Raw genomic sequence first — 13,531 nt, forward strand, 5'->3', positions numbered from 1 at the left:
GTGCGCGCCGGGCTGCATCGACCCGGGGGGACTCTCATGCGCGCCCAGAATGACCTGAACCGTTCGACCTCGCATGCGGGAGGATCCGGTGACCCGCATCGCCGGCGCGGGCGACGCATCGCGTTCCGCGCGGTCGCCGTGGTCGGCGCCTGGGCGCTCGCCCTGACGGGCGCGGCGCAGGCGGCGTATGCCGAGCCGCTCGCGGCCGATCCCGACGACGTCGCGAAGCTCCGTGCCGGCATCGCCGCATTCGCCGAGGTCGCGCTCGGCGACTACGAGGACGTCGGTCCCTTGGCGGCCGCACTGCCGCTGGCCGACACCGCCCCGGGGGCGACGGTCGTCGATCCCGGCGCCGCGATGCAGCTCGCGGGCACCTTCGCGACGGGCGTCAAGTCTGCGCTGCTCGCACTCGACCCCGTGGCGACGACCGCCGATCTCATGGATGCCGTCGACGGCCTCGACGCAGACGTCGCCGGAACCCAGCTCGACGTGTCGACCGCGAACCTCGTCGACTCCGGCGAGACCCGCGGCTTCGACCTCACCATCCGGGCCACGCGTACGGTGGAATCGCCGCTCGCGATCGTCGATCCCGACGGCCCCGGGGGCGAACCGCTGCGACTCGTCACCGCGGAGGCCGACCCCGCCCCCTACGAACTCGCGTTCGAGTTCTCGGGCATCGTGCGCACCGACCCGCAGGGCGAGCGCTTCTGGCTCGACGCCACCGAGGGCGAGCCCGACGTGTCGTTCACCGCCGACCTCGCCGGCGACGGCGAGTTCGCGTTCCCCGGGGGCACTGCCGCAGTCGGCGTCGGAGACGTGGAGATCCTCGACGGCAGCACCGTGGACGTCTCAGCCGAGTGGACGGGAACCATCGACGACGTGAACGGCGACGGCCGGCTCGCCATGTTCGAGCCGCCCGCATTCGAGGGCGGCGACGAGACGCCCGGCGAGCTCACGATCCCCGCCGACCAGCTCACGACCTTCGCCGTCGACGGCAGTGCGACCGCCGACATCGGGTTCGGCTCCTCGCTGCTCGGCCTCGACGCCCTCGACCCGCCGTCGCTCGCGCTCGACGCCGATCTCGCGACCGACCCCGACCTGCTCGCCGTGCTCACCGCGAGCGAGGGCGACCTCGCCGCGTTCGAGGCCTTCACGCGCATCGGCCCCGCCGACCTCGTGTCGGGGCTCGTGCAGTACGGCACCCTCCTCCGTGCGCTGCAGCGGCACCCGTCGGTCAACGCCGAGCTGCCGCTCCTCAGCGGGACTCTCGCCGACCTCTACGACCTCGGCGGCGAGTTCGCCGCACTCGCCGAGTCGCTCATCACCGTGACACCGCCGTCCGGCGACGACCCCACCGACCCGGTCGATCCCGTGATCGAGATCGGGATCGCCACCGTCGGCGATCTCGCCGACGCGATCGAGGGTGCGATCACCGGCGTCGACGCCGAGATCACCCCGGTCTACGATCGCGACGACGCGTCGGTCGAGCTCGACTTCACGATCTCGACCGAGCTCGACGGCGTCGCGGAGACCGTGCTGCCGCCGCTCGACCCGAACCTGCCGGTGCCGCCGCCCGCGGCCCAACTCGCCTTCGGCGACCAGCTGCTCGACCAGACCGGACTGCGCGCGGTGACCGCCGGTGCCGAGCAGACGCCCGAGACCGACGTCGCGGTCGACATCGACCTGCCGATCGTGATCGACCTCGCCGAGGCCTCGAGCGAGGGAGCGGCGGGCGAGGACGACCCGTCCACCGCCGTCGTCGAGTTCGAGGACCCGATGGTCTACGAGCGGTTCGAGACCAGACTCGTCGACGGGGCCGAGGTTCGGCTGACGCAGGAGGTCGACGTCGACCTGGCGGGAAGCGGGCAGATCGGGTTCGTGCCCGCCGCCGTCACCGGAGGCTACGAACTCGACCAGGACGGCGGGTCGAGCACCACCGAAGCGGATGTCGACGCCGCCTCGGGCGGCGATACGACCCCGCGGCTGACCGAGCTGCTCTCGGGCCTCCACCCGCAGGGCGCGCAGCCTGCGAGCTATCCGGTCGCGGCGGCGACCCGTCACGGTACCGTCCAAGCCGCCCTCGAGGTGCACGGCCACGGCGCCGACCCCGCCCAGCACTTCACCGAGAACGCCGGCACGATCACCGTGGCGGGCACCGGCTTCGACCCGTCGAGCTTCACCGCGAGCGGCGGCAACGACGAGATGGCACTGCTGCGGTCGCTCGACGTCGACACCTCGGCTCCCTCGCGCCTGCTCGGGCGTGCGCTCGATGGTCTCGGCTCCGTCGTGGACGCCGTCGACTCGGTCGACTCGGCACTCGGCGGCGGCGCCACCGTGCCCTTCCTCAACCGCGGCATCGAGCGCCTCCTGCAGGACGTCACCGGACTGAAGGACGCCTACGACGAGTTCCGCGGCGGCGAGCTCCCCGTCGACCTCGCCGACTTCGAGACCGAGCTCGAGGCGGCTCTCGGGCTCGACGTCGGCTTCCGGCTGCGCGATCTCGACGACGGCTCCGACCTCGACCCGGTGCTCGTCATCGACCTCAGCGGTGAGAAGACCGACGCGATCGACGTGCCGCTCTCGCTCGCCGATGCGAGTATCCCCGCGATCGCCGGCGCCTCCGGCGCGGGCGAGCTCCACGCCGCGCTCGCGGCATCGCTCGAACTCGGCGTGGTCGTCGGGCTCGAGCCCGGCTCAGACCCGACCGAGCCGAAGCTGCTCGACTCGAGCCGGCTCGCCGTGACCGCCGAGGTCACCGAATCCTCGCCCGGTGCGACCGAGCTCGCCGTGCACCTCGGGCCGTTCAGCGCCCAGCTCGGCGACGCGGCGAACCAGACCGGACGGATCGCCGTCGGGGTGGAGTTCGCGCTCGGACGATCGGATGCGCCCGCACCCGGCGACCCGGCTGAGGCGCCGATGCCGGTGGCCGACTACTTCGCGGGCACGTTCGACTTCACGGCCGGCTCCCCGGAGGACGGCGGCTACGAGTGCGCCGCGCCCGGGCAAGTGCCCGTGACGGGTGCCTTCGGCTGCGCCGCGCTGCCGGTGCTGTACGACCCGGGCAGCGGACTGCAGACGCTCAGCGGGGCACCGCGCGCGACGCCGAGCGCCGACGACTACCTGACGGTGGCGATCGACGACCTCGCCGCCGCACCCGACGTCACCGCGCCCGCAGCGCTCGACTCGGTGCTCTCGAGCCTCGACTTCAGCTTCGACAGCCTGACCGACGGGCTGAAGTCGATCGGCATGCTGCTCGATCTCGCGATCAAGGCCAGTCAGGCGGGCGGCCGGCTGCCCGTCGTCGGCGAAGACCTCACGGCGCTCGCCGATGGGCTCGCCGACGTCAAGGCATTCCTCGACGACCCGCAGATCCCCGGCCTTCCGACGGCGAACGTCGACGACGCGGTCTACGGCCCGAACGGCATCCGCCAGGTGCTCGCCGACAAGCTCGTGGCCGCCGGAGTGCTGCGCGACGGCGACTACGGCGCGGTCGGCGCCTGGCCCGCCGAAGCGGCAGGGGACACCGTGCCGGGTGCCACCGACATCCGGGTCGTCGCCGTCTGCGACGACGGCGTCGGCGGCGAGGTCGTGTGCCCGTCGGGTGCCCCGCTCGCCGATCTCCTCGACCTGCGGATCGAACTCGAGCTCGGGCAGGGCGCGCGCACGATCAGCGGCGACGGGTGCCCCGATACGACCGCGTGCCCCGGCACCGCAGAGATCCCGCTCGACCTCGGCCTGCCCGGCCTGCCGCTCTCGCTCACCGGCAAGGTCACGGCGCAGGCCGGTTGGACCGTCGAGCTCGGCTTCGGCATCTCGCGCGATGACGGCTTCTACCTGCTCGACAACCCCGTGCCCGGCACCGGTGCCGCCGACCCCGAGAACGCCGACGGCCCGCAGGAGGTCCGTGTGAACCTCGGCGCCCACCTCACGGCAGCCACACCTATCGCAGGTCGCATCGGCTTCATCGGCATGGAGGCGACGGACAACGAGCCCGGCGGGGCCGCGAGCGGCGCGAGCCTCACCGCGCAGCTCGGGCTCGAGGCATCCGGTTGCGAGAACCTGGCCGCACCGTACGACGCCGGCGTCGTCGATGCGGCGCAGCACTGCACCGGCATCATCCCCATCGCGTCGTTCGTCTCGGGTGAGGTCGGCGACTTCCTCACCGAGCCGAGCATCACCGGCGGCATCCACCTCGACCTCGGCATCGACACGGGGATCTCGAGCGGGGAGACGTACAGCACCGTCAACAAGACCCTGCCGAGCTTCACCGCTGACTTCGTGCTCGACTGGAGCTTCGACGGCGACACGAGCTCGGATCCCACGATCGAACTCAACGACATCGGGGTGAAGGCCGGTGAGCTCTTCACGAAGATGTTCGGCGAGGTCATCGCGACGATCGACCCCATCATCGAGCCGATCGAACCGCTCCGCGAATTCCTGTTCTCGCCGATCCCGGTGATCAGCGATCTCTCCGAGCTCTTCGACGGACCGCCGGTGACGATGGTCGACCTCGCCGAGCTGACGGGGGCCGTCGACGTCTCACTGCTGAAGGACATCAACCAGGTGTTCGAGTTCCTCGAGCTCGCGAAGACGCTCGCGAACGGCGAGTCGATCGTGCTCGTGGAATCTCTCTCGCTCTCCGCGGACTCGGCGCGCGATGGCGCACCGCCGACACCGGACGAGGTCGAGGAGCTCTACGACGAGGACGCAGTCGAGAGCGAGGCCGGCTCGCCCGCGAAGAAGTCGGAGTTCGCATCGAAGGTCAAGGACCCGCTCGCCGACGACGGCAAGGCCGACGACTTCGATGCGCTCGGCGCCTCGACGGGCTCCGGCGACGCGTCCGACTTCAGCTACCCCGTGTTCGACGACCCGTCGTGCCTCGTGGGCCTCCTGCTCGGCAAGGACTGCGCGGTCGTCGAATGGCGGCCCGACCCGCTCACCGTGCAGATGGAGTACACGATGAGCTTCGGACCGTTCTTCGGGGTGCTCTACGTCACGATCGGCGGCGCGCTCGACGCGAAGGCCGAGATCGGCGCGGGCGTCTCGACGCGAGGCATCCGCATGCTCGGCGAGCAGCTGATCGGCGGCGACGGCATCACGCTCGACGCCGAGTCGATCGCGACGCCGTTCCTGCAGAGCCTGTACCTCACCGACCTCGACACCGAAGGCAAGGACATCGCCGAGTTCGAGGTCTCCGGCACGATCACGGCCGGCGCGAAGCTCGATATCTTCATCGCCGAGGCGGGCGTGCGCGGCGGCATCACGGCGACGTTCGGGCTCAACCTCAACGACACGCCCGAAGCCGACGGCCGCATGCACATCGACGAGATCATCGAGAAGTTCCCGACGCCGATCTGCCTCTTCGACATCGAGGGCAAGCTCGTCGCGTTCCTCGAGGTGTTCGCCGAGTTCGGGGTGTGTCCGTTCTGCTACTCCGACAGCTGGCGGCTCGCCGAGATCACGCTCTTCGAGTTCTCCTCCTCCTGCGCCGACAACGAGCCGGTGCTCGCCGAGGAGATCGGTGGATGGGTCGTGCTGAACGTCGGCCCGCGGGCCGGTGCCCGCACGGCGTTCACCGAGGTCGAGAACGAGAGCTTCACCGTGCGGCAGATGGCGGCCGAACCCGACGGAGACGGCGACTACCCGTTCATCGTCACGGCGTTCGGGTACAGCCAGCCCTACGAGGGCGTCGGAGTGAAGCTCGACTCCGGCACCGGCAACGACTCGTTCCTGTTCTCGGGATCCGGCGAGGGTGCCCAAGCGGGCGAGGACCCGGAGAACGAATCGAACGTCGGCGGAGACACCCCGCCCGACGACCCGAACCGCTGGCCGTTCACCGCGCCGGTCGGCGACGCCAGGCTCGGCACCGGCAACGACTCGATCGTGACCGGTTCGGGTGACGACGTCGTCGTCGGCGGCCCCGACGACGACACGATCACCCTCGGCGACGGCACGAACACCGCATCGGGCGACGAGGCCGACGGCACCGGCGAGGGCATCGACCAGATCACGGGCGGCGACGGCACCGACACGCTGCGCGGCGGCGGCAAGAACGACGTCATCGACGGCGGCCTCGGCGGCGACACGATCCGCGGTGACGCCGGCAACGACACCCTGCGCGGCGGCAAGGACAAGCTCAAAGTGCCTCCGGGCGCGCCGTTGCCCGAGGGCGTGCAGAACGAGCTCGACGGCATCGACACCATCATCGGCGGCGCCGGCAACGACACGGTGCTCGGCGGCAGCGGCGACGACCGCCTCTACGGCGACCAGGAGATCGCCGAGGACGTGAGCGACGAGTCGCCCGCCGCACAGCCCGGCGACGGCAACGACCGCGTCGAGGGCGAGGGCGGTGCCGACCGCATCTTCGGCGGCGGGCTCGACGACCTGCTCTTCGGCGGGTTCCGGCTCGTCGCGAGCGGAGTCGACGACTCGGCCGACCGCATCCAGGGCGGTGACGGCGCCGACCAGCTGTTCGGGTCGAACGGCGCCGACCTGCTCTACGGCGGGCGCGGCGCCGACACGATCAACGGCGAGGCCGGTGCCGACGAGGTGCACGGCCAGTCCGACGCCGACCCGGCGCTCAACGGCGGGACCGACGGCGACCGCCTGTGGGGCGGCCCGGGCGCCGACACGATCAACGGCGAGGCCGGCGACGACGAGCTCATCGGCGACGGCGACGGCGCGAGCGACGCGACGATGGGCGGCGACACGGCCGACGGCGGTGACGGCGCCGACCTCGTGCTCGGCGACAACGGCACCGTCGACGGTGCCGCCGGCGCCCGCGTGGCGCATCCGAGCGAGACCGTCGGCGTCGGCGACCCGTCGCTCGGCGGCGGTGCAGGGCCGGACCGTGTCTACGGCGAGGGCGGTGCCGACAACGCCTTCGGCGGTTCCGGGGCCGACCTCGTGCACGGCAACGGCGGCGCCGACCACCTCTTCGGCGAGACCGGCGACGACGAGGTCTGGGGCGACGCCGACGACGACTTCGGCTTCGGGGGCCCCGGCGGCGACGTGCTCTTCGGCAACGCCGGCAGCGACCAGCTGCACGGCCAGGAGGGCGGCGACCTCATCATCGGAGGCCACTACGGGGTGACCGGGCCCGATGCCGGTGACACGATGTACGGCGGCCCCGACGACGACCGTGCGTTCGGCGACGACGTCGACATCGACGGCGGCGCGAACGGCGTGCTCGACGCGCTCGACGCGGTCACGATCACCCCGTCGGGCGACCCGAGCACCTTCGGGCCCGATCTCGGCGACGGCGGCGCCGGCTCCGACGAGTTCCACGGGCAGGATGCCGCCGACCGGCTCTACGGCGCCGACGACTACGACCAGCTCTTCGGAGAGCTCGCGGGCGACCGCCTCATCGGCGGCGCCGGCCCAGACGACCTCGTCGGCGACCAGGGCGTCATCGCCCCACCCGCACGCCTCGTCGAGCCGCCCGCGGACGGCTGGCAGCCGCGCACGCCGAACGGATCACCGGTGACCGACATCACGCTCGTCGCCCCGACGATCGGCGGTGACGACCTCGTCTGGGGCGACTTCGACACCGTGGATGCCCCGTGGTCGACCGGCGGCGATGATCGCGGCTTCGGCGGCCACGGCACCGACACGCTGCGCGGCGGCCCCCACGACGACCACCTCGAGGGCAATGGCGGGCAGGACCGGATCTTCGGCTTCGACGAGGACTCGGACCATGTGTCCGACGGTGCCGACGACCTCCTCGGCGGCTCCTCGCCGGTCAACCCGCTCGCCGACCCGGAAGGCGCGAACAACGCGCTCGACGAGGGCGAGCTCGAGATGCAGGGCAACGGCGAGGACGACGTCATGACCGGCGACAACGCCGTGCTCACGAGGCATCCCGACCCCGACGACGCCGATGCGTGGCTGACCGACCCGGTGACCGGCGGGGTGTTCCGCGAGGTCGAGCTGCTCGACACCGAGAAGACCGGGGCGGACCTCGACGCCGTATCGGGCGGCGACTTCATGCTCGGCAACGACGAGAACGACCGGATGTTCGGCGAAGGCGGCAACGACCTCGTGCAGGGCAACGCGCACGACGACCTCGTCGAGGGCGACCAGGACGGCGACTGGCTCGAGGGCAACGCGGACGAGGACGACCTCGTCGGCGGCTCGAGCTTCCCCGACCAGCCCGACGCGGGCGACGTGCTCTGGGGCGGCGGCGGGGCCGATGTGCTCGCCGGCGACAACGCGTGCATCGTGCGCGATGTGCCCGGCATCGAGTTCGCGCCGAGTTCGTGCCCGGCGCTCGATGACCCGGCGCCCTCTGAGTTCCACTACGTCACGAGCCAGCTCGGCGTCGAGACGCGGCGCGGGCTCGTGTACCACGACCTCGACGGGCCGTTCCCGAGCGAGTTCGGTCGTGACATCCTGAACGGCGGTTCCGGCGTCGACGCCGAGTTCGGCCAGGACGGCGGCGATGCGCTCTTCGGCGACGGCGGCGCCGACTTCCAGCACGGCAACGGCGCCGCCGACATCGTGGTGGGCGACCGGCCGGTCGACGCCTACGGCGGGATCGAGCTGCCGCCCGAGGTCGGGGGAGTTCTGCCCGCGTTGCCGGCCGTCCCGGGCGGTCTGCCCGGTGCGCCGAGCGTCGGAGCCGATCTCATGGGGCCGGCTGAGGCCGACGGCCAGGACGACCAGTTCGGCGGTTCGAACCTCGCAGGCCACCGCGACGCGGGCGACTGGCTCTTCGGCGACGGCGAGGCCGACTTCCAGCTCGGTGACAACGGCGAGCTCAACCGCACCGTCGAGGGCGAGGGGTCGGACGCCGCGTACGCGGTGTACGAGGAGCGGTACCCCGACAACGACGCGCCCGACGACGGTTCGGCCGTGATCGAACGTGACGTCACTCGCTACGACGTGGGTGCGCCCGCTGCGGCCGGCGTCTGGGGCGCCGACCTCGTCTTCGGCGGCAACGGCACCAACCCGCTCATCTCGGCGGGGGCCGACGACGGCGACGACAGCCAGTGGGGCCAGGACGGCGACGACCGGCTGTTCGGCGAGGACGGCGACGACGACCAATTCGGCGAGCTCGGCGACGACACGATGTGGGGCGGCGCCGGCGAGGATGCGATGGTCGGCGACCGGGGCGGTGTGCAGACCCGGTTCGTCGAGACCGACGGCAGCGATGCCGGCGACCCCGACATCCTGACGCACACGAGCCAGGGCCCTCCGGGCATCAACCTCGGCGGACCCGATTCGGGCGCGCAGGACGCGGTGCTGCATCCCTTCGAAGCCCATCCGCTCTATCGCGGCACCTCGCTCACGCACGACCGCGACGGCTCGGTGCTCGTGAAGAACGGGCACGACGAGGGCGGAGCCGACCGCATGCGCGGTGGGCCGGGACACGACTCGATGCACGGCGGCGAGGGGGCCGACCTCATGAACGGCGACTCGGGCGGCGACTACGCCTACGGCGACGACGGCGCTGACGTCATGTGGGGCGGACGCGGCGACCCGGAGGTGGGGACCCCCGACCTGCCGGGCCGAAACGCCCCCGGTGAGGACGGCCAGTGGATCGACGTGCTCTTCGGCGGCTACGGGGCATCGACGAGCGAAGCGGGTGCGGACATCATCGATTACCAGCCGCGCTCCGGGGTCGACCCGGCGTCGTGGTTCGCGATGGTGCAGGCCTACGCCGATACCGCGCCGGAGGGCGCCGGCGCCGCCGGTCGCACCGAGACGCGCCAGCACCACCACGGCACCGACTGGCAGTACGGCGGGTGGGACCGTGACGTGCTGCAGGCGGATGTCTCGGCCAACGGCCCGAATGACGGCGACAAGCTGCTCGACTGGGGCGGGGCGTACAACCTGTACACGGCGTGCAACTCGGCGTACGGCGGCTGGAACGACGTGCGCAAGATCGACCCGAACAACATCGCCGGTCTCGAGAAGCTCGCCTACGTGACCGGTGCCAGGGCGGACTTCGACGGCGCGCCGACCCTCGGCGACGTGCAGGCGAGCGGCTCGGCCGCCCGCGAGGCCGCCATCGTCTACACGAAGGATCTCAAGAACAACACCGGCAAGGCGTTCTCGGGCACTCCGGGCCACTTCGAGAACTTCATCTGCACGTCCGACTGAGGAGGGATGCGCCCGCGCCGACGCCCGACGCGCCTGCGCCGACGCGCCGACGCCGACGCGCCGACGCCGACGCGCCTGCGCCGACGCGCCTGCGCCGACGCGCCTGCGCCGACGCGCTCAGCGAGTCGCCGAAAACTGCTCGAAATCCCGCCGTTTACATCGGTTTTCGGCGACTCGGCGGGTGCGGGACGGGGGCGGCGCGGCGGGGCGTGCGGCGTGCGGCGCGGCGGGGCGGAGGCGGCAGCGCGCGCGCCGTGCCTACTTGCCGGTGTCGTAGTCGCGGTTGTAGTGCTCGAGCACCTCGTCGATCGAGGCGTCGAGCACGAGCGCGCCCTTGTCGAGGTAGAGCCCGCGCGTGCAGAAGCGACGCAGGTCGCGCTCGTTGTGCGAGACGAAGAAGAGGGTGCGCCCGCCCGCGAGGAGCTCGTCGATGCGGCGGTAGCACTTCTCGCGGAAGGCCTTGTCGCCGACCGCGAGCACCTCGTCGACGAGCATGATGGGCTCCTCGAGCTGCGAGATCACGGCGAACGCGATGCGCACCTTCATGCCGCTCGAGAGGTGCTTGTACGGGGTGTCGAGGAAGTCGCCGATCTCGGCGAAGCCGATGATGTCGTCGAAACGCGCGTCGATCTGCGCCCGCGACATGCCGTGCAGGCCCGCGGTGAGGTACACGTTGTCGCGCACGGTGAGGTCGTCGACGAAGCCGCCGGTGATCTCGATGAGGGGGGCGACCCCGCCGGTGACGGTGACGGAGCCCTCGTCGGGCAGCATGACACCCGCGACGAGCTTCAGCAGGGTGGACTTGCCCTGGCCGTTGCGGCCGACGACCCCGATCGCCTCGCCCTGGCGCACGTCGAAGGAGACGTCGCGCAGCGCCCAGAACTCGCCGGGCCGGGTGCGGCGACGGCGCCCCGCCAAGAGGTCTTTGAACGAGCGCCGGCCGCGACGGTTGCGACGGAAGCGCACGCCGAGCCCGTCGACGCGGATGTCGAACGACTCGGGCGACTCCTGCCCGAGTTCGCGAACGGATGCCTCGGTCATCAGATCTCCTTCAGCACCTGACGCTCGGACAGACGGAAGATCCAGAGCCCGACGGCGAGGAACGCGAGCGACATCAGCGCCGCGACCGCCACCTCGAACCAGATCAGCTGCTCGGGGAAGAACGCGGCACGGTAGAGCGAGAAGATGCCCGACAGCGGGTTGAACGCCGCCCAGAACTGCATGCCCTCGGGCAGGTCGGTCGAGGCGTAGATGATCGGGGTCGCGTAGAAGAGGAAGCGGAGCACGAGCTTCACCGCCCGCTCGAGGTCGCGGAAGAACACGACGAGCGGGGCGACGATGAGGCAGACCCCGGCCGTCAGTACGGCCTGCAGGAGTACCGCGAGCGGGAAGTACACCACCTGCCAGTTGAGCTCTGCACCGAAGACGATCGCGAACAGCGCGAGCACCGGCAGTGCGAAGACGAACTCGATGCCCTTCGAGAGCACGATGCGGTTCACCCAGATCGTGCGCGGGATCATCGTCGAACGCACGAGCTTCGCGTCCTTCAGGAACGCGCGGGTCGAGTCGGAAACGGCCCCGTTGAACCACATCCACGGCAGCAGCGCGGAGAGCAGGAACACGATGTACGGATCGGTGCCGACGCCCTTGTCGAACACCTGCGTGAAGACGAACCAGTAGATGCCCGCCATGATGAGCGGGTCGAGCACCGACCAGACGTAACCGAGGGCGGAGGTCGAGTAGCGCACCTTGAGGTCCCGCGTCGTGAGCAGCCAGAGCGCATGCCGATATCTCGCGAACGGCGTCCGCTGCAGCGGATGCGCGTCTCGGTACGACACCGATGTTGTGCTCATCACGCCTCTCATCGTAGATGGCTCTCCGGGGTAGATTTGATGCAGACGGGTGGCGACGTGCCGAGCCCGACCCGGAAGGAATCGAGCGCCCCGTGCATCGCACCAGCACCCGCGTCATTCTCAGCTGTGCCGCGATCGGGGTCGGGGGTGGCCTCGTAGCCGCCGGTTCCGGGTACTTCGCGGGCCTCGTCGCCGGCATCGCGCCGATGCTCTACGGCATCACAATCGGCACGCACTTCCTGCCGAGCGCGGTCGCCCTGGCACTGCTGAAGCGCCCCGGCGTCGGCATCCTCACGGGATTCATCGCCGGCCTCGTCGGCGCGGCCTTCGCCCCGCACTGGATCCTGCGCTTCCTCGGCACCGGCCTGCTCGTCGGTGCGCTGCTCGAGCTGCCCTTCTTCCTCACGCGCTACAAGAACTGGTCTCCGTGGCTCTACTACGTGGCCGCGGGCGGCTCGGGGATCATCCTCGCGGTCGGCACCTTCATCGCCCTCGGTCCCGAGCACTACGCGCCGTGGTTCTGGGCGATCTACCTCGTCATGTTCGCGCTCAGCCCCGTGCTGTTCACCTGGCTCGGCCGGGTCATCGCCGCCTCGCTGTCGCGGGCGGGCGTCGCGCGCACCCTGCGCTGAGCGAGCCCCGACCGCGTCGCGGCCGGGTACGACGAAGGGCGGATGCCGCAGCATCCGCCCTTCGTCTCTTGCGCTGTGCGGTGCAGGTCACACGAAGTGGTTCGCACGCTCCAGGTCTTCGGCGAAGTCGATCTCGACCGCGTAGAGGTCGGAGACATCCATCGGCTCGACGAGGAGACCGTTCTTCTCGATCGCGAGCTCGAGGCCGCGCTCGAAGTAGTCCTGGTCGCCGACCCGCTGCAGGTGCGCGAGGAACGTGGCCTTGTCGCGGCCCGAGATGTAGTTGATGCCGACGGCCTCGCCCAGACCGCCCTTGACGGTCTTCGAGAGCTCCTTGATGTATCCCTCGGCGCTCGTCGTGTACTTCACCTCTTCGTCGGAGACCTTCGCCGTGTTCACCGTCACGAACGACTGGTCGCGCGCGATGAAGGGGAGGGCGCGGTCGAGGATGGCGGGGTCGAACACGACGTCGCCGTTCATCCACAGGACGCCGCCCGACTGCGAGGCCGCGAGGGCGCGCATGAGCGACTTCGAGGTGTTCGTCTGGTCGTACTCCTCGTTGTAGACGAAGGACGCCTGCGGGAACGCCTCGATGATGTGCTCGAGCTTGTAGCCGACGACGATCGTCACGTTGGCGTTCGCACCGAACGCGTGCTCGACGTTGTCGAACTGCTGGCGCATGATGGTGCGGCCGTCGCTGAGCTCGGTGAGGGGCTTGGGGAGGGATCGCCCGAGCCGGCTTCCCATGCCGGCCGCGAGAATCACGATCTGGGTGGTCACTGCATCTCCTTCGGTGGGTCGGATGCCCCCACCGGGCGACCTCGTTCTGCGGAGTTCGCCCGGAGTTCATCCGGAAGTTCACATGTGGACACGCCGTTATGCCGCAACCCAGCGTATCCGGGGGTGCTCGCGAGTCGCCATTCGGGGGCACCGGTCGTAGTG

5 protein-coding genes are annotated in these 13,531 nt (G+C 70.9%); 2 read left to right on the forward strand and 3 right to left on the reverse strand.

The features are described from left to right. Positions 1-36: 36 nt before the first annotated feature. Entirely contained in the window at positions 37-10,104 is a 10,068-nt protein-coding gene (locus GQQ93_RS13955) for a hypothetical protein (RefSeq protein WP_157424833.1), read from the forward strand. A 258-nt stretch (positions 10,105-10,362) separates the two neighbouring features. On the opposite strand, the gene GQQ93_RS13960 is transcribed toward GQQ93_RS13955, so the two are convergent. Then, a complete protein-coding gene (locus GQQ93_RS13960; protein ID WP_157424834.1) occupies positions 10,363-11,145 on the reverse strand; it encodes an ABC transporter ATP-binding protein in 783 nt (260 codons plus the stop codon). Continuing rightward, positions 11,145-11,957, reverse strand: a complete 813-nt coding sequence (locus GQQ93_RS13965; protein WP_157424941.1) for an ABC transporter permease — start codon at positions 11,955-11,957, stop codon at positions 11,145-11,147. Before GQQ93_RS13965 ends, GQQ93_RS13960 begins: the two co-directional genes overlap by 1 nt. 92 nt (positions 11,958-12,049) lie before the next feature. Between GQQ93_RS13965 and GQQ93_RS13970 the strand changes: the two genes are divergently transcribed. Then, the gene (locus GQQ93_RS13970) at positions 12,050-12,589 is read left to right on the forward strand and encodes an ECF transporter S component (protein ID WP_170296206.1); all 540 of its coding nucleotides are present in this window, start codon (positions 12,050-12,052) and stop codon (positions 12,587-12,589) included. 87 nt (positions 12,590-12,676) lie between these two features. Here GQQ93_RS13970 and GQQ93_RS13975 read toward each other — a convergent pair whose 3' ends face one another. Next, positions 12,677-13,369, reverse strand: a complete 693-nt coding sequence (locus GQQ93_RS13975) for a phosphocholine cytidylyltransferase family protein (RefSeq protein WP_157424836.1) — start codon at positions 13,367-13,369, stop codon at positions 12,677-12,679. Positions 13,370-13,531 lie beyond the last annotated feature (162 nt).

Origin of the sequence: Agromyces lapidis (genome assembly GCF_009749405.1) — a bacterium.
Lineage (GTDB): Bacteria > Actinomycetota > Actinomycetes > Actinomycetales > Microbacteriaceae > Agromyces > Agromyces lapidis.